Origin of the sequence: Spirosoma endbachense (genome assembly GCF_010233585.1) — a bacterium.
Classification (GTDB): Bacteria; Bacteroidota; Bacteroidia; order Cytophagales; family Spirosomataceae; genus Spirosoma; species Spirosoma endbachense.
The window spans coordinates 9,598,723-9,618,673 of sequence record NZ_CP045997.1; the positions used below are offsets into that span (position 1 = coordinate 9,598,723).

General features: G+C 46.7%; 14 protein-coding genes. 4 read left to right on the forward strand and 10 right to left on the reverse strand.

All coding sequences use genetic code 11. From position 1 onward, the window contains the following. Positions 1-312 precede the first annotated feature (312 nt). Positions 313-1,992 carry a sulfatase family protein gene (locus GJR95_RS38625; protein ID WP_162390942.1) on the reverse strand — a complete coding sequence of 560 codons (1,680 nt, stop codon included), beginning with the start codon at positions 1,990-1,992 and terminating at the stop codon, positions 313-315. A 478-nt stretch (positions 1,993-2,470) separates the two neighbouring features. Between GJR95_RS38625 and GJR95_RS38630 the strand changes: the two genes are divergently transcribed. After that, positions 2,471-3,133 (forward strand): NUDIX hydrolase, encoded by a 663-nt coding sequence (locus tag GJR95_RS38630; protein WP_198424778.1) that lies wholly within the window; start codon positions 2,471-2,473, stop codon positions 3,131-3,133. A 353-nt stretch (positions 3,134-3,486) separates the two neighbouring features. Here the strand turns inward: GJR95_RS38630 and GJR95_RS38635 are convergent, their stop codons facing one another. Beyond that, positions 3,487-4,290, reverse strand: coding sequence for a helix-turn-helix domain-containing protein (locus GJR95_RS38635; RefSeq protein WP_162390944.1), 804 nt, complete (start codon positions 4,288-4,290; stop codon positions 3,487-3,489). 8 nt (positions 4,291-4,298) lie between these two features. Continuing rightward, positions 4,299-5,114 carry an oxidoreductase gene (locus GJR95_RS38640; protein WP_162390945.1) on the reverse strand — a complete coding sequence of 272 codons (816 nt, stop codon included), beginning with the start codon at positions 5,112-5,114 and terminating at the stop codon, positions 4,299-4,301. A 541-nt stretch (positions 5,115-5,655) separates the two neighbouring features. Here GJR95_RS38640 and GJR95_RS38645 point away from each other — a divergent pair. Further along, complete coding sequence (locus tag GJR95_RS38645) at positions 5,656-6,018, forward strand: hypothetical protein (protein ID WP_162390946.1); 363 nt, start codon at positions 5,656-5,658, stop codon at positions 6,016-6,018. A 232-nt stretch (positions 6,019-6,250) separates the two neighbouring features. Here the strand turns inward: GJR95_RS38645 and GJR95_RS38650 are convergent, their stop codons facing one another. Next, positions 6,251-7,903, reverse strand: coding sequence for a hypothetical protein (locus GJR95_RS38650; protein WP_162390947.1), 1,653 nt, complete (start codon positions 7,901-7,903; stop codon positions 6,251-6,253). A 486-nt stretch (positions 7,904-8,389) separates the two neighbouring features. Between GJR95_RS38650 and GJR95_RS38655 the strand changes: the two genes are divergently transcribed. Together GJR95_RS38655 and GJR95_RS42440 are read left to right on the forward strand one after the other, a co-directional pair. Continuing rightward, positions 8,390-9,628 (forward strand): DUF4249 domain-containing protein, encoded by a 1,239-nt coding sequence (locus GJR95_RS38655; RefSeq protein WP_162390948.1) that lies wholly within the window; start codon positions 8,390-8,392, stop codon positions 9,626-9,628. Positions 9,629-10,016: 388 nt separating this feature from the next. Continuing rightward, on the forward strand, positions 10,017-10,181 hold the full coding sequence (locus GJR95_RS42440) for a hypothetical protein (protein ID WP_232541005.1): 165 nt from the start codon (positions 10,017-10,019) through the stop codon (positions 10,179-10,181). 170 nt (positions 10,182-10,351) lie between these two features. Here GJR95_RS42440 and GJR95_RS38665 read toward each other — a convergent pair whose 3' ends face one another. Genes GJR95_RS38665 through GJR95_RS38690 form a run of 6 tightly spaced genes read right to left on the reverse strand, consistent with a single transcriptional unit; the run spans position 10,352 to position 19,763 of the window. After that, on the reverse strand, positions 10,352-11,086 hold the full coding sequence (locus GJR95_RS38665) for an HpcH/HpaI aldolase family protein (RefSeq protein WP_162390949.1): 735 nt from the start codon (positions 11,084-11,086) through the stop codon (positions 10,352-10,354). Further along, positions 11,083-12,177, reverse strand: coding sequence for a phosphotransferase family protein (locus GJR95_RS38670; RefSeq protein WP_162390950.1), 1,095 nt, complete (start codon positions 12,175-12,177; stop codon positions 11,083-11,085). The genes GJR95_RS38665 and GJR95_RS38670 overlap by 4 nt, the downstream gene beginning before the upstream one ends. Before the next feature lies 1 nt (position 12,178). Then, positions 12,179-13,258 (reverse strand): bile acid:sodium symporter family protein, encoded by a 1,080-nt coding sequence (locus GJR95_RS38675; RefSeq protein ID WP_162390951.1) that lies wholly within the window; start codon positions 13,256-13,258, stop codon positions 12,179-12,181. A 58-nt stretch (positions 13,259-13,316) separates the two neighbouring features. After that, positions 13,317-15,017, reverse strand: a complete 1,701-nt coding sequence (locus GJR95_RS38680) for a glycosyl hydrolase family 32 (protein WP_162390952.1) — start codon at positions 15,015-15,017, stop codon at positions 13,317-13,319. Between the two features lie 59 nt (positions 15,018-15,076). Further along, positions 15,077-16,750 (reverse strand): RagB/SusD family nutrient uptake outer membrane protein, encoded by a 1,674-nt coding sequence (locus tag GJR95_RS38685; RefSeq protein WP_162390953.1) that lies wholly within the window; start codon positions 16,748-16,750, stop codon positions 15,077-15,079. A gap of 13 nt (positions 16,751-16,763) precedes the next feature. Further along, the gene (locus GJR95_RS38690; RefSeq protein WP_162390954.1) at positions 16,764-19,763 is read right to left on the reverse strand and encodes a SusC/RagA family TonB-linked outer membrane protein; all 3,000 of its coding nucleotides are present in this window, start codon (positions 19,761-19,763) and stop codon (positions 16,764-16,766) included. Between the last annotated feature and the right edge of the window lie 188 nt (positions 19,764-19,951).

The window sequence follows — 19,951 nt, forward strand, 5'->3', positions numbered from 1 at the left end:
CTCATAAAATGGCCAACACATTTTAGAAGTTGTCTCACAAAACGCCGTAGTTGTTGCACAACTCTGTCTGTGCATAAAATGGCTGACTGGGTAGAGTTTTGTATCTTCAACCATGCAAGGCAGACGGGCAGTCGATGGTAGAAATTTTTATTCGCCATTTTCAGATGTTGAAAAATCGATGTGGGTAGCAGAGTGGTGCAACAGCCACGCCCATTTCTCGAACCATACGTATACCATCCCTATGGTCTCAAGTAGGAGCGTTGTATTGGACACTTGATGTACAACTGTCAGTCGCATACGGGGCCATTCTCGCTACTTTGGGACGCTATCCATCAATTTAAGTGCCTCCTCATCTTTGTACTTGACGATTTCACGCTTCAGTTGCTGCTTCAAGCCAGCGGTGAGGGTTTCATATCCTTTCTGACCATACAGATTGTGCAGATTATGCGGATCTTTCTGAATATCATACAATTCCCAAAAATTGGCCGGACCATAAAAGCGCGCCAGCGTGTAGTGGTTCGTCCGTAAGCCAAAGTGGGGCGATACGTGATGCGGCTGGGGATATTCATAATAATGATAATAAGCCCGATCACGCCACGCCTTCGTTGAGCCGGTCAAGACGGGCAAAAATGATTCCCCCTGGATATAAGCTGGAATGGGCGTATTGGTAAGACTCAGTAGCGTGGGCGCCCAGTCCACATTCGAGACAACCTGTTTAACTTGACTGCCGGGTTTGATCACGCCCGGATACCGAATAACAAACGGCGTTTTTAGGGACTCTTCGTAGATCCAACGTTTATCGAACCAACCGTGCTCCCCCAGATAGAAACCCTGATCGGACGTATAAATGACCACCGTATTTTTCGCCAGACCACGCTTATCCAGATAAGCCAGGAGTTTGCCGATGTTGCGATCCAGCGAATTGGCCGTTGATAAGTAATCTTTCAGATAGCGCTGGTACTTCCATTCCGTCAGGGCCTTGCCCGTCAGCTTCTTCTGGTCGAATTCTTGACTGATTTTGGCGTAATAGGCTGAAAAGGCTTTCTTCTGCTCGGGGGTAAGCCGTTTGTAGGAGCCCTCCCGAACGTACGTGTCGAGCTGTTGATCCTGCTCGGGAGTAGGCTCGGCATCGCCGTACAGCATCTTTTTCAACCGGGCTTTCTCCTGGGGGACTTTGGCTTCGTCGACCTCATACTCAACGTGCACTTTTAGATCGGCTTGCAGGCTCATCGTTTTTTCAATACTCATGTCCTGCTGCTGGGCCGCCAGACGCCCGGTATAGGTATCGTAGAAGGTGGGCGGTATCGGAAACGTAACGGTATCATAGGCCCCGAGATCTTCCAGGGCTGGCATCCACTCGCGGTGCGTTGCTTTATGGCCAACCACTAGAAAAAAGGGCTTTGTTGCATCCCGCTTATCAAGCCAGTCGGTCGACAAACCCGTCACCACATCCGTCACATAGCCGGGATGACGGGTCGTTTTGTTATTAGAGTCAACAAAGTCGGAGTTGTAATAACTACCGTGTCCGGGCAGAATGTTGAGGTAATCGAACCCGTGGGGCAAACTTCCCAGGTGCATTTTACCAATCCAGGCGGTCTGATAGCCGTTCTTCTGCAATTCTTCTGAAAATACCGGCTGATTGATATCAAAGACCTTTTCATTTAGTTTGTAGCCATTGCGGTGTGAATACTGACCCGTCAGTAAGGTCGCCCGGCTTGGCCCACAAATGGAATTGGCGACAACATTGTTATACAGAATGGCCCCTTCCCGAGCAATGCGATCGATGTTTGGCGTTTTGGCCAGTTTACTTCCATACGCACTGATAGCCTGCGACGTATGGTCATCGGAAATAATAAAGATAACGTTGGGGCGAGTGGGTTTGGGTGCGTTGAAGCGTTCTTCATACGGAACTATATAACCTGGCAGGGCTAGCAATAAACCTACCAGCACCAGTAAGCCAAACAAGGTGCGGAAAATAAACGGTCGAATCATAATTTAGAAAGGGTTATCAGATACAACAGCTTCAATAAAGGGTTGACCAGTAAGAACGATTTTTCTAGTTTACTTGGTAAGGGAACAGCTTTAGGACAAGGAGCGGACATACGGCCGAAGCTACTTTAGGGCGGGATTATACGAACTTCAACCAAAAGCAGATGGATGCGCTAAAGTTATAGTTAATCCCTTCCGTTCGGTGAGCTGTTGAACTAAGTCACCGACTCAACGCAATCGCTTGTAGTCTTTTCATCGGGCATTGCTTTACCTTTGCTCATTCAAAAATGGGAATCAACCTACATCCTATTGAGTCATTTTGACCCAATATACAAGTTAATTGACCTGTTGCCAAGGAAAGTAATAAATTATGCTAAATCAGTCTTCGCCAAGCAACGATCTGCAGACAGGCTCCGTCCAACTTTTGCCAGCTGTTTCTCTAGATAACGTAATTTTTGGCTTTCACCACAATGAGTTGACCGTGCTGTTACTCCAAGCTAAAAGCAATCAGGGGTGGATGCTACCGGGTGGGTTTATCGGCAAAGAAGAAGATTTGGATTCCGCAGCGGTCAGGATTCTGACTGCCCGCACGGGCTTGACAAATGTATTCTTGCAACAATTTTATGTTTTTGGCAGTGCCAAACGGAACCGAAAGGAGCATCTGGGTGACGTACTGCAAACGCTGGGTATTGAGCTCACGGCAGAGAGTTGGTTTATGCAACGCTTTATTACGATTGGCTACTATGCGCTGGTTAATTATGATCAGGTAATTCCCCACCCCGATGAGACCTCACTGGCCTGTAGTTGGCAGGCTGTCAGGGAGCTCCCCCCGATGCTTTTTGACCATGAACACATCATTGCCAAGGCGTTGCATGCCCTGCGCTTACAACTGAATTACCAGCCCGTTGGCTATACGTTGTTACCCAAAGAATTTCCCCTCAAGAGTTTGCAAACGGTTTATGAAACCATTCTGGGCCGAAAGCTGGACCGCAGTAATTTCAATCGGAAGCTACTGTCCTATGGCATATTAGAAAAGAAAGAGAAACATTACAGTGGTGCTTCCCACAAGGCCCCCTTTCTGTATTCGTTCAGGGAAGACATGTACTTCAAAGCTTTGGAGAACGGGTTGGAAAAAGATTTCTAGCCTCCCCCGTTGATTTGGTGGGACTTTGCCATACATGAGTTCAGATACGAGTCGCAGGTGACAATCGATGTACGCGCTCTCGATAGCTCAACGTTTCAACAAACGCCCGTGGCTGTTGCACAACCCCCAGTCGGGGTCTAATCAGCTCGATTTGAGTTCAGGATGCTCTATAATTTACTAGGATAGACACTTCAGTGGCAGTCTTTTTGACCTTAACTGAGTTGTGCAACAGCCACGCCCCATTAAAGAAGTAGACACATGAATATTCGTTCGTCTCAGTTGGGAGCGTTTAATTGACTGATTACCATCCACTAAATGGCAACTTCAAGTAGTAATCTATGGTTTGAGTAGTTTCACAAATCCGAAGCGTTTACACCAAACTTCTTTTTAAAGGCAGACGAAAAATGCGACAGGTTTTCAAAACCAACTTCTAAATACACCGCTGAGGGACGTAGTCTTTTCGTTGAAATCAGATAGTGGGCCTGCTCCAACCGCTTTTGCTGTAACCACTTCTTGGGCGTAGTGTCAAAGATCTTGGTAAAATCCCGCTTAAAGGTGGAAAGGCTACGACCCGCCAGGTTGGCAAACGAGGATAGCGGAATATTATATTGAAAATGATGATTCATATACGTCTCCAGATCAATCTTATAGGGCTCCTGAAAATCAAACAAAAAAGGTCGAAACACATCCCCTGTTTGCAGCAGCAACTCAATGGCTTCTGCGGTTTTCAGGGCCGCCATTTTTGCCGTAAGCTTTTTGGGATGATCCCTATAGGGCAATAAGGAGTCAAAAAAACCTTTCAAAAACACATTGCCGGTGAGGTCAATCATCGCCTGGCCTTTATACGTAGGTTGTTTTGGGATCGTATTGTCAGTGGCGTACTGGTGTAAGGCGTTTTGGTCCAGAAATACGCTGATTAACGAAGGCGGTTCACCCGTTGGACCCGGTTTTTTGAGCTTTTTGAATAGCTGATTTCTACGCATTAAACAGATGGTGCCTTCGGTCATGACAAAGGTGCCTTCGTTGGAAAAATAATGCGATTCCCCCGAAAGCATGATGCCTAAAGCGTGGTCGGGAAAGTAATGTTCGCTACTTTGTACTTTTTGATACCCACGCGAATACAGGATGTTATGTTGAAGAATGAGGTTGCTTTCCATCGCGGGTATTAGTTGAGTTGACTCATAATTAATTTGTCCATTAGCTTATCGGATAAAATCTTTCGTAAGAACAACAAAACCGTAGAAGCCATCTGGTTAGTCGTATATCTTGTTTTGGGATGGATGGCTTCGATTCCCCGTTTAATCAGTTTAGCGATCACGATGGGTTCCGCAATAGTCTGGGATAACTGGGTAAATACATGATGGGTTTTCGTGGCTAAGTCTTTATAGGCGGTATGGCCCGATACATTCATCAAACTATCGGTAGCAATGTTGCCCCATTCCGATTTGGTAGCCCCTGGCTCAACCACGATGACGTCAATGCCAAAGCCCCGAACTTCATTTCGTAGACTATCGCTCAAGGCTTCCAGGGCAAACTTGGTTGCGTGATACCAACCCCCTAAGGGAAAAACAATCTTACCCCCCACCGAGGAAATATTGACAATTTTACCGTATCTGTTTTCCCGCATGTTGGGCAAAACCAGTTGGGTCAACCGCATGGCCCCCACGACATTGACTTCCAACTGATACCGGGCGTCGTCCATGGAAACATCTTCAATCGAGCCATACGCGCCAAACCCGGCATTGTTGACCAAAATATCGATGCTGCCTGCTTCGGTCAAAATTTGGTTGATACACCCTTCCGCACTTTCCTGTTTTGTAATGTCCAATTCAACGGGTTTAATACCGTAGGCTTTGAGTTCTTGCAATTTTTCCATTCTGCGTGCCGCCCCATACACCGTGTAGCCGTTTTGGGCCAAATAAATAGCGGTTGCTTTGCCAATTCCGGCCGAAGCGCCCGTTACTAACACTGTTTTTTTCATGTCGATAACCTGTTAAACTTGATAGGACAAAGGTAGATTAGGCATGAAAGGCGTGGTTTGGTGAAACGTCCAAGTTTGTTTTCTGACACGTTCACGGTTAAAACAGGTGCTATCCCGAATGTTGAATCCTTCAGTGGGTCAAAGCAATACAGATACAATAAAGAGGTTCTGGGGGCTTCTCGGCACCGCTTTATCGTATCCGTATCAAAGCAACATCTACTTTCTTGAGTTAATCAGGATAAGAGCATCGTAATAGTGAGATTAAGTAAATCGTGCCTACAATTCCAGGAAACCATCAATTGTCAGGTAAAGTCGCAACTAACACAGTTGGAAAACTACCGATGTGTATTGACAAATACCCTGCTTTTAGTAGCTACAATCTAGCTCTATCGTAGCCATGGACACTAATCAAGTTAGAAAAAACCATTACAACTAAAATATAGTCTAAGAAAATGGGCACGGGTAGTTTATCATTTACGCCTAATTTTCAAAAACAATCGGGTAATCGGCCCTGTTTATAATATAAATAAATTATAGCGTTATGAAAATTATTGTTGAAAAAGGGCAGGATAAATCACTGCTGGCCGATGGTCGCCAACTGGTTACCATTACCCATATTGAAGAGGGAAAAAGTGAGCATAAAGACATTCCCTTTTTTGCGGCCCGCTTTGAAAATGATGAGGGCTACATATCGCACCGATTCTATGAATCTCAGGCTGGCATGCCAGCTATTGTTAGTCTATTTGACGAGGTGGGTTTACCCGTTGAGTCGGGAAAGGAACTGGATACTAAACAATTGGTGGGTAAACAGCTCACCATTGAGGTAGGCCAACGCTCCTACACGGATCCGGAAAGCCAAAATGAACGTACCCTGAAGCAAGCGATTAATTTTCTGATCAGTTAATCTACTTACAGTTAACGTCTTATCGGTTAATCAGGTATAGCGAAAGTCGGACCTGATTAACCGATTCTTTATTGTCCATGATCCCCATTTACCTATTGGTGGGTTTATTTATAAAAAATAGCATCGACAAGCTGTTTAGTTGTTGCTATCGACTCCTCATCGAATACGTACAGCTAGTTGTAGAAGCCTATTCGTCTTGGTCTGAGAGGGATTAAAGAGCAAGTGAATAACCTCATTTCCATTCCATAACTTCATATGTATTACGAGGAGACAACGAGTTGATGATAATGGGTTGTTTGTTATCAATTTCTTTCAAGAGAGCTTCTTGTTTACCCGCCCCGCTCACAAATTTAAAAGCAGCCGGATAATGAACGCTCACCGTTATATTGCGTTCAAAAGGCGACGTTTGTTTCATATAAATCAGTGGGGCGGCAAAAAGCGACTCTTGATTGCCGACAATATATACCTCATCTTCTTGATTGGGCACCTTTAACTCAATGTGCAGCGGATAGGTTTCCTGGCTGAATCCAAGGCAGAGCTGGTGGCATGTTTTCGTTTCCTGCAACAGGTTCTTTATCTGGGTTGTTGGCAACTGCTTCGATAAAACTTCCTGACCGTCTACGATAAAAACATAGTTATAAATCCCATTGGCAAGCTTGAATTTACTGACCCACTGTCCGCCTTCTTTATGCATAAACGTTAAATTATTTAAGGGATAAAAATTGCTACTGGCCGGAATACTTTTAATGATCACAAAGCGCGCATTTGGATATCCTTCTAGGCTAAATGTAGCATTGGCCTTTTCCTCAAACTGGCCATTGATCCGATTAAAAAAGCTTTGGATCAACTCTTGCCGATCTGGAAACTTTTTAAGGGTGGCTTCAATCGTAGATTTTGCCTGACCAACATCTCCTTTTTGTACTTCGATGGCCGATTTGATCAACCAATAGTCTAGATCAGCGTTTCCGATCCTTGTCAACTCGGTTACAAAGGGATAGATCGTATACTCGTTTTTCTCCGTGGTGAAGAATTCCAATAGGTTTTCCAGCACGATTCGTTTATGTTCTGTTGCTACTGGCAGCTTATTGTATTGTTCATAAGCCGCTTCCACTCCGTTCGACTGATAGGTTTTATACACCTGGCAAATTGGATTTTGAGGAATAAGCTCATAAAGGGCATAGGATTTACGGCCATTTTTTAATAGTGAATGGAGGGTGGTTTGGTAGGAATTTACATAGTCGCCAGAGAAATAAAAGCAGATGGCTCCCGTTGTGAGATCGCTGATGCTGGAATAGATCGTATGTCGACCTTGAGCTGTCTTTTTGCAGATGTCGGTAAATACCTCCAGGCTTGGCGACTGGTTTTTTAAGCTATTTTGAGCAATCGGATACCGCCAGCAAGCCGTGCTATCCGCTTTACTGCAGATGTCAAAATTGGTTGAGACCTGGAAGAGAGAATTTTTTAGAATTCGGCTACCGGTTGGGCTAATCAGCGCAAAATGACCGTGCCGGTCGGCCAGGTGCATCTGGGCACTTCGGAAGCCAAACTGAAACCAGTAGGTTTGGAAGAAGGAAACGACTTCTTCCACCGTTGAGAAATTGCCTAAAATATAGCTTAACATAGCCTTGTCGCCTTGGGGGAATTCTTTTTTCAAATACATGCCCTTGACTGGGTATAAGGCAGTCGCATTAAAATCAAAGGCTAAGCCAGCTTCATTCATCCCGCCAGCAATTTGCGCGTTTTCTCCATTTTCAGGTTTATCTTTTGACAAGGTATAATAGCCGAATTTGACACCCTTCTTTTTTGGAAATACGTTGATGTAGTTGTAAAAACTGAAACTGGCATCTTCATTATTGCCAAACCAGACATGGCCCTTAGGGTCCATTGCACTAACAATAGTACAAGCAAGCCCTTGGAAAGGGTTTATTACGCAAAGGGTTACTAGTACTAGAGAGGCTAGTTTTGTTTTCATGGCTTTTCAGATGGGTTGTGAGAAAGTCGCCGTGGAAACCGCCTATCCCTAAAAAGGTTACAGGAATTTTATGTAGATTGTACTACTTCTCTCTATGAATGGGTATGCCAGCCCATGAGCGTTCGGCTATTTAAAGCCAATGCTTCAATAAGAATATTCTGAAAGTAGGTCTAATGAGAAGATATAGTTTGACCCAAACACCCATTTATAGAGCAGTTACATGACTGTTCATTCGTTTCCTATGGGAGCGTATTTTGAGAATATGAATGCCTGTGGTTTACTCTATTTTTGAAAATGTAAAGTATCAGGTGAAGTACTCACTAGCACACCTCTGAGAGGTATAATCAGCAGTAGAACAAGACGTTATCAGAGCTTTAAGCCTAAACTCCAGCTTAAGCCATGCGCACAGCTATTGTCTGCTTACTTTGTTGCCTAGCGGTTGGTGGCCTCCCCCTGGCTTGTGTAGACCCTTGGGATAATACCCTACGAGCAACCAACGATGTGCTCGTCGTTGATGGCACAATTACGGATCGGAGCGAAGCGCAAACCATTCAACTCAATCGGTCCAAAGCGGATTCAATTACGGGCCGCTTTGGTAGCTTGCCGCTGACAAAAGCCCAGGTAACTATTATTGTCGACTCTGCCCAAGTGGTGGTTTGCCAGGAAACTACGCCGGGAACCTATCAATTACCCAGCGATTTTAAAGGCCAGATTGGCCATGCCTATCAATTACGGTTTACCCTGTCGGATGGCAGCCGGTATCTGTCCAATCAACAGGTGATGCAGCCGGTCCCCCCAATTAGTAAGGTAACTGCTCAGTTTAATCCTAAAGCAATCTCCCCTCCTTTCGCCGATAATCGGTTTACGGCTGGCTATGACCTGTTCATTGACTTGACCGATCCTGTTGATCAACGCAACTATTATCGGTGGAAATGGACCTTGTATGAACCTCAGCCCTGGTGTCGATCCTGCTACGAGGGGGTGTACGCCAAGAATCTGCTCGAACCGATTGTGCCGGCCTCTTATCCCTACTATTACCAATCCACCCAGCAACCCTATGAAGACTGTTTTTATCCACCTGTGGGTAGTCTCCCTCGTAATCGTCTGGCGAATCAATACGCGGATAACCCCTGCCGGACACAGTGTTGGGAAATCCTGCATAGTCAAGGTATCAATGTGTTTTCAGACCGATACTCCAATGGCGGCCTGATTAGCAAACGAAGCGTTGCTCATATTCCCTTTTACCAGGAGACCCCTTGTCTGGTGGATATTCGGCAAGAATCATTACCGGTGGATGCCTTTCACTATTTTGATCTATTTCAACAACAAACCCAGCGCCCGGGCGGGCTATCCGATACGCCCCCGTCGGCGCTGGGGGGCAATATTCATAACCAGGCGAATGCCGCCGAAGGCGTGATTGGCTATTTCACGGCTTCCTCGGTGGCGATTACTCACTATTATCTGACTCGAACGGATACGCAAGGGGCCGAGGCTCCCGGTTTGTTCTTTGCTCTCAATGGCCGACCGCCGGTCGTAGGGACCTATCTGGATTTCATTTTGAACTTGCCCCTTGATCGCACGGCACTGTGCGTACCGCTTGATCGGCGGACCCCCCTCAAGCCGGAAGGATGGCCCTAATCTACCTACGTCCTGAGCGATGAAACTTGTGCTAGTCACGACTTCACTTGACCTTTCCCCTTCTTACTTTACCGTTTCTTAAAAAGCCCATTCTTGAAGCAGACACCTGAACTCTCCTTCGTCGTCTTAGGTAGGAGCGTTTTGTGGGACAGCTTACGTAACATGCCTTGTCAGCTTAAATTGTGACCAGCAATTAAACTCAACTCCCATACTCAAAACCAGTAGCTACCAATTTAGCGTTTTACCCACATCAGCTGGCCCATATTCAATATGGTGACATCAGAGGAGCTGTTCGGGATAAATTCATAAGTAATACTGTAACCGCCCTTCCTAGGACCTCTAAAATGATTAGAGCCCGTCGTGTCTAAAGGCCGAAGCCGCCAAAGAAATGTTAGGGCGTTATTTTTTCCATTACAACCATCATCGGTTGCACCGTTCGATTGGGTTTATAACCGCCCGGCGGCCCGGACCCCAGCAAAAATGGGAAGAAGCACAGGTAATTTACGACACAACAGCAGCGGCTGCCGCCTTTTCAGAAAATCTGTCCAGTTAATAGGGGGCTAAGACAAGGTTAACAACTCTAGTTATAACAACCGGACGAGTTAAAATAAGGTAGACAAGAAAGACTTTTAGGGCTAATTGGGCCAAAGTTTAACCAGGTGTGTCTCGCCAGAGAATTTTATCAGACCTGTACAATACATCCTCATGAGACCTTCTGCATTCTTATAGAATTACTGTTGCCTTAAAGCCCTCGCGGATGAACCCAAGGTCAGAGCCGATGGCCAGACAGGAGAAACCCATTTGCTTCAGCGCAGATAAATCCGCTACATTTCGGACCAAAATACCAGCCTGTTTCTGGTGCTTTTGAGCTGCTGAACTGACCAGTTGTAAGGCGACTTCAAACGGCATCGTTTCAGAGGACTGGCGCACAGAAAAGTCGAACATAAGGTCGGCGGGGCCAACGAAAAGAGCATCTACCCCATCGACGGCGGCAATCGACCCGGCATTCATAACACCTTGATAATTTTCAATTTGCGGCAAAAAAAGAGGAAGAGGAGTTTCTGATGGTTCAGATTGAGCCGCGAGACCATACTGATAGCCGCGGGTCGAACGGGAGTAGCCACGGCTACCCTCTGGAGGATAGCGCATTGCTTTCAGGCAATTTTTGGCCTGTTCGGCGGTGGAAACATGCGGCAACATAATTCCCGACGCCCCCCAGTCCAGAACCCGTGCAATCAACGCACTATCCATTTGCCCAACCCGCACAATAAGCTTGATGCCCTCTCGTTTCGCTGCCTGTAAGTTTGCCAACAGGCTTGCTTCTGTTAAACAGCCATGTTCCATATCGAACAGGAGCCAGTCGAAACCACATTCTGAGGCTAATTCGGCGATGACAGGCGACCCAATAGAAAGCCAGGTTCCCGTGCCAAGTTGTCTTGAGTTCTGATTGTTGCTCATAAATCGCTTATCTGCTTTTTACGCTGTAATCCCAAACAGGCGGTTTTAATACGTTGGTAGGTAAAGGTTTTCAACGTAGCACCTGTAGCCCCAGAACCTATTAGAAAGAAATCGGATTGTCGCTCAAAGTAATTGGCTCCTACACGTATCACGGCTTTAACAATCATATTCCGTAACAAGTGTAGCCAGAATCGGATAAGGAAGTGTTCGGGCAATTGGCTGACTTTTTTATAGCCCTCAATCGCTCTGGAAACAATTTGCCCCGAATGAAAACAGGCTAGTAACGACAGGTCGTCTGTGGCATCGCCAGAAATCGTGTCGTCCCAGTCGATAAATGCTTTAATTTCTTCCAACTCACCCAGCATGTTCCACAGAGCCAAGTCTTTATGAACCAGACAGCCTTCGGCCTCATCCAGATAGGGGCTATATGTTTCTACTAATTTTTGAATATCCTCAGATTCAGAAGGAGTTAAAAAATTTTTCAGGACAAGAAAGTGTAAATGTCTGCTCCAGTTCAGCAGAAAATAATCCCGATACGTAGCATGTAAGCCTACCAGTTTGTCGGTACTACGTAGTGCGGTTGGGTCGAATGGCCCAAATCCACTGAACTGAATTTTCTGCCAGACAGCAACGTATTGCCCAATTTTCTCTGCAATTACAGGAAAATTCAATGTCCCCTTCTTATTGAGTTTATTTAGGTCAGGGTAAGGCAGGTACTCGAGAATCTGATACGCAAAAGGGACGCTCGAACGGGTAGCGTCGGCCGAAAAAACGTGAGGTGCAGGAACGCCCAGATTTTTTATTTCGGTTAGTACCCTCGCTTCGATTTCCATGAAATCATCACCTTCAGGACCGTCTTCCAGACGAATAAATCGCTGAACGCTATTATGCTCGGCAATAAAGGTTACGTGGTTGCCTTGCCCATTTCCTGAACGTAAAACGATGTCGTTACTACCGAAGTGTTTAGTAAGGATAGGACGTAGCAGGGTTTTCAGCGCAGATTCTCCTAAGATATTTTCCCGGTTACTGAGGGCGAAAAATGCTGAAGGACGATCACACTTCCAGTAGTAAATACTTTGTCGATTGGTCATGTCAAGAAAGCTGGTTTGGCGTTTTTTTATGCCACCACGATGCCAGCAGCGAACCTGTTACGTTCATCAGCGGTCCGAATATGGCCGGTGCTAATCCTAGGGTAGCAATCTTTCCCATTTCTTTCGCAATTCCTGATGCTAAACCGCCATTCTGCATCCCTACTTCAATGGCAATGGTACGACAATCGCGTTCACTCATCCGGAATAGCCGGGCTGACCAATACCCTAGTAAATAGCCAGTGAGATTATGGATTAAGACGAGCCCAAGCAGAATTGGGCCAATCGATAGCAATCGATCGCGCCCGGTAGCGGTGATGATGACGATTGTTCCGGCAATACCAAACATCGATATGTAGGGCATTGCCGAATCGAGCCAACTGATTTTCCCACTGAACAGCTTATTGAATAAAAGCCCGGCGGCAATGGGGAAAATGACCATTTTACTAATATCCCACATCATGTGCAGTGCATTGATCTCGACAAAAGCGCCAGCCAGGGCGTGCATCAGTACCGGCGTAATGAAGGGAGCCAGCATGGTTGAGATAGCCGTGATGGTAATTGACAACGCCAGATTTGCCCTGGCCAGATAGGAAATTACGTTCGATGCCATTCCATTGGGCGAACAGCCAATCAGGATAATGCCAGCCGCAATTTCGGGCTCCAGCCCGCTCAGGTTAGCGAGTGTAAAACCGAGCAAGGGCATAATAATGAAGTGGCTCACTACACCAATCAGCACGCCTTTGGGCATACGAACTACGCCGACAAAATCATCGATACTCATAGACGTACCCATCCCAAACATAATAAGTTGGATTAGAGGGGTGATAAGAGCCGTCAGCGCAAATCCGTTCCATTCGTTAAAATACTGTGGATAGAAAAGAGCAGCCGTTACTGCCGCAAAAACCATAATCGTGTACGTAAACCCTTTTAAGGATTCGTATTGGCGAAACGTGAACGCCAGTGAAAGTAAAAAAGCAATAATGGCAAGACCGGCCAGCGTTGTGTTTCCAGAAATGAACAGGCTAATCGTTAACAGGAGACACAGACAGACAACACTGATGCCCAGTTTTAAGAGACTCATTCGGTTAGGGGACTAACTAGTTTAATTGGACAGTAGAAGTGAATTGCGGAGTATGACATCAATAGGCATTGATACCTTTGGTATCAACTACGCCATCCATCCCCGGCCCGCCCACGCCCACATAGCCGTGGCTGGCTCCACTTTTGTCGGGGCTGACCCAGAAGGAGTACAACTTGCCGTTTGTGAGATAGAATCGGAATTTTACCAGCTTACCGTTTAGCGATGAGAGATCGGAAACACCTTTCCAACTGACGGCTTGCAACGTTTTATCGACTTTAACAACCTCGGCGTTCTTTACCGCAAAGGGCGCGATTACCTTATTGGATTCGTCTAAAATCTCGACTCTTAATTCCCCCTGCGGACAGTCAATGTTGACAAATAGCTGTTGTCCGGTGAAGGTTACGGGACGGGTTGTCAGCGTTCCTTTTTGGGTAGTGGCTTCCATTGAGGCAAACCCATCGCGACGTAACGTGGCCAGCCCAACACTGGCACCTGTATACATACCGCGTGAGCCATTGGGAGCGATGCCTGCATAGCCGCAATAAGGAAACCATAATTTATCACCAATGACAGCGAAAACACCAGTTGTTCCGTGCAAATATCCTCGGTCCCAGTCGCCTTCTTTGCGCGTTGTGGCGATGAACGGGCGTCGGTCTGGCCGATCCCAGTGAAATCCGTCCCGGCTGAATCCCAATTTCAGTTCGGTAATCTTCGGAAATTTTCCTTCGTCGCAAATACGGTTGTCGGGACCTAAATGGATGTAGAATTCCCCGACCATAATGCTTTCGTAAGCTACCGCATTAAGGCTGTATAACTGTGCTGGAGCTTTAATTTCGGGATCAGGCTCATCGAGCTTATCTGCGTTCGCCCAGAAAACGGCATTACTCCAGTCAGCCCCTTTTATAAAATCGGCGTTTTCTGAATAATACCGGGCGCGTCCCCGGCCACCTCGCTTAATGCTATAGCCCCAGACGTTTCGGAATGGATTGTAGAAAAACGAACAGTAATCATCCGCTTTTCCTACCGGAACGCCTTGCGACCAAACCCGGCCATCGGCTGACGTATGCAGGGTGTGGGGGCGACTTTCTTTATTATGCGTTCCGCGATCTGTCAGGTACTTTAACCGCTCTGAGGGATTTTTTGGCTTGAGATCGAGCCAGATTGAGTTATCACCACCAGCCCAAAGCCAGCCGGGTGGTAAGAGCAGGTTGTTTTTGCCCACAATACCCAGTTCGGGACGGTTCCATTTCAAGAGATCTTTACTGGTTGCCATCGCTAACCCACCGCGCCAGCCAGCGGTGTAGAACATCTTGAAAAGACTTTCCTGAGGATCGTAAAACACACCACCGTGACCCAGGTACGTAACGTATTGCTGGCCAGGTTCGGGCGTGCCTGTGGGGTTTATTTCCTCCGGCGTCTCGGCTTTAAACACAGGATTCCCTTCATATTTTTCAGCCGTATGGAAAACCCGTTTCAACGTGGTGTTTTCAATCAAAAAATCATCGACAAAAAGTTGTCGCCCAACATTAATGGGAATGACCTTTGGTGGATTCCGGAGATAGGGCACCTCCATTGGTTCGGCCGATTTAGGGTCCTGTGTTTTAGGCGGCCATTCGTTGGGTAGCTCAATGCCATTATAAAGCACCTTTGCCTGGGTGTGCTCTTCGCTTTTGGCGGGTTGAGCGAGCGCAGCCGTCAGGCTCAGCAAAACAAGGCCAATTAGATAAACTAATTTAGATAACGCTCTGGTTGCCTTCATTTCTATATGATCAGTGTAAGACGTAGTCGTGATACCTTCTTATTGGTCCAATTAGTCGATTAATAGCCAGGATTTTGCTCTAGTTTGGTACTGAAGTTAGCATCAATAGCCTTTTGAGGGATTGGCCAGAACGCGTGCTTATCCTGAATCGTTGCGCGGGCATCGTCGCGCATATTGTACTTGCGAACCCGCTCTACCAGCTTTCCTGTCCGCACGAGTGTACGGTGTCTGGGTTCTTCCGTTATTAATTCACGAGCACGTTCGTCAAGAATATAATCGAGTGTTACGTTGCTGGCCAGTACAGGTTTGGCATTGGCTCGCGCCCTCACTACGTTAATATCATCGGCCGCTTTTTGAAGTTCTCCTTTACGCATATAGGCTTCGGCACGTAGCAGATAGGTTTCGGCAAGGCGATAGACAATAAAATCGGAAGATGTAAAGCCTTTGCTGAACAAACTGGTGCCGCCTAACCAACTGATGTTTCCTTCAATCTTACGTAGTGTAGGATAAATTAACTGGAAGGTATCTAATTTGGCATAATGGGCTTTTTCAACCACTTTGCCAAACCAGGCCGATGCCGGATTATTGTAAATATAGGTTCGTCGGATGTTGTGCGGAGAGTTTCTAATGTCGTTATCCCAGTTGTCTTTCCAGAGATTATACAGGAAATAGGTTGTTGGTCGTACGATACCTACCCCTCGGCCTAAACTATCCACAACCACCATACCGGGCTTCCCATCCGGGTCCCGTACATTGACATAAAACGGTGACCAGTTCCGAAGCGACGGGTTGCCACCCGCATTGGAACCATTACCGCCGGGCGTTACGTCCTCAAATTGCCAGACATAAATTGTCTCCTGATTGCCGGAGCTACGGTTTTGGTTGCCAGTCTTGAATAAGTCAGAATAGACGTCTCCCGGTTTATCTTTCTGGTTGCCAAACCGGGTAGTCATGAGTTTATACAACCCGGAATTGATAACTCGGGAAGCGCTTTCAATGGCTTTGTCATGTTGCCCCAGACTGATGTAGACCTCTGTCAATAAATGATCGGCGGCTGCTTTAACGATACGTCCTTCTTTGGCTTTTTCGACGGAGGCAGGTAACCATTGCGACGCAAATTCCAGATCCGCTTTTGCTGATTCGTAGACTTCCTGACGGGTATTCCGTATAAAATCGGTTTTAGGGCCGGTATATACACTCGTAATAACTGGAACCCCACCGTATAAATTAGCCAGGAAATTGTGGGTGTAGGCGCGGAAGAAACGGGCTTCGGCAATGACTGCGTTTTTCTCGGCTTCGTTAGCCCATATCGTTTGCGTCTCTGGCTTTTCGGCATACAGAATGATCGTGTTGGCTCTGACGAGCATATCGGCATAAGCCCAGTCCCAGTAGCGTTCAACGCAAGCCGTAACGGGGGTTAAAAATGTATTCCAGTTCCGGAAATTGGGCGTTGCATTTTCGCCATTACAGGCAATGTCGGTACCAATCTGCAAATTCATGTACCAGGTCAGGTAGTCGAATTTGGTCAGTTCTTCCCGTGCCGCATTGTGTAAGGCGGTTATGTAATTTTCGAATCCGGATTTCGAATTCAGTACGTTATCTGAACTCAGCGAAGCCAGCGGTTTTTCGGTCAGAAAATTGTCTTTACAGGCGGTAAATGCTAGCAACAGAACAATCCAGAGCTGTTTCCGGCCGAACCAGTAGGTTAACGAAGATTGACGGAATAGTTTCATAGTTTGGAAAGGTTTAGAAGCCTACATTAACACCAATGGTTACGATTCGCGAGGCAGGAATACCATTTTGAGTTGCTCCACTTTCGGGATCTGCGCCGGGCCACTTCGATAGCGTGAGCAGGTTTTTTCCACTCAGAAAAATCCGGGCGTTGGTCAGGTGAGCTTTATTGACCCAGGTAGTTGGCAGGTCATACGCTAGCGAGACATCCTGTAGCCGGACGAAATCCCGACTTCGATAATAGCCATGTCCCAGCGGGTTCACGTAGGTTACCGAAGGGCTGATATTCGATTTGTTTTCGGGCGTCCACCAGCCTGCGTCAATACGGTTGTAATTACGGTGTGTGTGAATGCCGGGGTCTAAATCGATAGATGATATCCAGGATTGCATCGCATTGACAAATACGGATAACGAAAGGCGGTTGTAACGTACCGTGTTGGTAAGACCCCAGCGATATTGCGGCTGGCCGGTTTGTCCAATAATGGTCCGATCGTTGGTTGGCTCTATTTTTCCATCCCCATTCAGGTCTTTCAGGCGGACAAAACCTGGCTTATTGCCGGCTGGAATTTCATCGCCTTCCTGATAGATTCCGTCAAATACGTAATCGTATGCAACGTTCATAGGCTGGCCAATAAACCATCGGTTTCCTAAGTCGTCATCTTCCCGACCATCGCCATTGGTGTCGGAATTATAGAGATGGACGATTTTATTTTTGTTGGTCGAAAAGACCAGATTACTGCTCCATTCAAATTTCCCTTTTCTAACGTTTACCGTATTCAGGCTCAGTTCAAAACCTTTGTTATTGCTGGCACCGATGTTCGTCCATACCGACGTGTAGCCCGTCATGGTTGGTAGCGAACGTTGTACCAGCAGGTCGTGCGTATCCATGTTGTAATACTCGACGGTACCGCCTAAACGTCCTTTAAAAAGCTCAAAATCGATAGCTGCGTTGGCCGTATACGTAGTTTCCCATTTTAAGTCGGAATTGGCCATTCGAGAGGGAAACACACCTAATGAAGACACACCACCATCGCCATAAACGTAGCGATTGATACCAGAAAGACTCAACGATTGATACGGGTTAATGGCCTGATTACCTACGGCCCCATACGACAGTCGCACTTTTAGTAAGTCAATGAAATTGAGCTTTTTAACGAAATCTTCTTCTGAAGCAACCCACGCTATTGAGCCTGATGGGAACGTAGCGTATTTGTTGTTGGCGGCAAAAACTGAACTACCATCCCGCCGGGTTGTGAGGGTTAGTAAGTACTTGTTTCTGAAGCGATAATTGAAACGTAGCATGGAAGAGATGCCATCCAGTGCCTGTGCATCGGACGAAGTAGTCATTAACCCACCCAAACCTAGATTATTCCAGCCTAACGCATCGGATGAAAGCTGCGAGGCATTGGCCGTCGTAGACTCCCAGCCCATGTGATTTCGCCCGTATAACAACGTAACGTCCAGCGCATTGTCCCGATTAAACTGGTGGTTATACGTAACAATGTTTTCCAGAACCCAGTCGAAATCTTCCCGGTTAAACTTACTGGCGCTGGTGGTATTGGCCGTAGCGAGCTTGTCCTGCAGCAGGAAATTGTAGTTATGCTGCCAGCGGTAATTGGGCGAATAATTAAGCCGGTAACTAAGCCCTTTCAGGAACGGAATATCGGCAATGGCGTAGAAGTTGGTAAATAGATTGTGCCAGATTTCTTCATTTTGCGTCAGATAGGCCACCCGGAGTGGATTCGCCTGATTGGTCTGGTCTTCGGGTAAAAGATAGAATGTTGGATTACCGGCAATAAATGGCGTAGCATACGGGCCGATGTTACTGGCCTGGTCGGGTTCGCGCCCCGAATAATCCCGCCAGCTATAGGTTGTATTCAGACCGACTCTGAACCAGTCCGTTACCTGATTTTCAATATTAGCCCGTAAGGATATCCGCTTCATATTGTCGTTGAGGTATAAGCCCCGTTCGTCGACCAAAGCGGCTGAGAGATAATAGTTTGTCCGATTGGTACGCCCTGAGAGGCTAAGGTCGTACGACGCAATGCTGCTTTTTTGCGATACCATATCCCAGTGGTCGATTACCCGGCCAGCTTCATAGTTTGCCACTTCAGACGGATGCAGATAATCGCTGATGGAGTTGGTGGACAGCCCGACGGCTTTGTTATAATCAATTTTCCGTTGAAGGTACCGTTCAGGCGTGAGCAGATTAACCTTATAACTTCGGTCGGCCACGCCGTAAAAGGCGTTTACCCGAATCGTTGGTTTTTCGGTAGTCCCTTTCTTCGACGTAATGAGAATGACACCATTAGCTGCACGTGAGCCGTAAATGGCTGCTGCGCTGGCATCTTTCAACACTTCCATCGACTCGATATCGTTGGGATTTATTTCGGCCAGACTACCGTTGAAAAAGATCCCATCCAGTACAATCAGCGGATTATTACCACCGCTGAGCGAACGAGGGCCACGTATCAGAATCGAACCATTTTGCCCCGGTCTGCCATTGTCGGTAAACTGAACACCAGCCACACGGCCACGTAACGATTGGGTAATGTTTGTGTTGGGAAGATTCTCAGTCTGCTTCATGTCGATTTTCGTCACCGAGCCCGTTACGTTCCGACGCGACTGAGTACCATAACCGACCACTACCATTTCATCCAGCGTTTTCTGGTCTACCTGAAGCACGATATCTAACGTAGTGTTTCTGCCAACATCGATGGTTTTCGAGAGATAGCCGACGAAACTGATGACCAGTTGGGCGTTTTGGTCAGGAACCGTAAGCTCATACTGCCCCTCGCCATTAGTGACAGTGCCCCGCTGTGTACCTTTGATCAGGACATTGACACCAGGTAGCGGTGTATTGTTTTCTGCATCCCGAACCGTTCCGCGTATGATCCGTTCAGGGGGCGTAGTGCTGGCGAAGCCGGTAGTAATTGAGGAAAGAAAGAATGATACCAGGAGCACCAATCTGCCAGCGGATTGTATTGACCGTTTTGACTGTAAGAGTTTTAGCATTTGTTTTTGGCTTTGAAGGACTGACCCGTAATCATACTGCAAAGCTCCTGGAAACAAGGCTAATTGGCGTTCAATCAATTATCTAGTATGTCCTTAAAATTATCATATCACTTTTTGGTGAAATAGTATGAAACTATGGGCAAGGCCATATGTCGGTCTATTTAGGGCTATATGGAATAAAAGTTGTA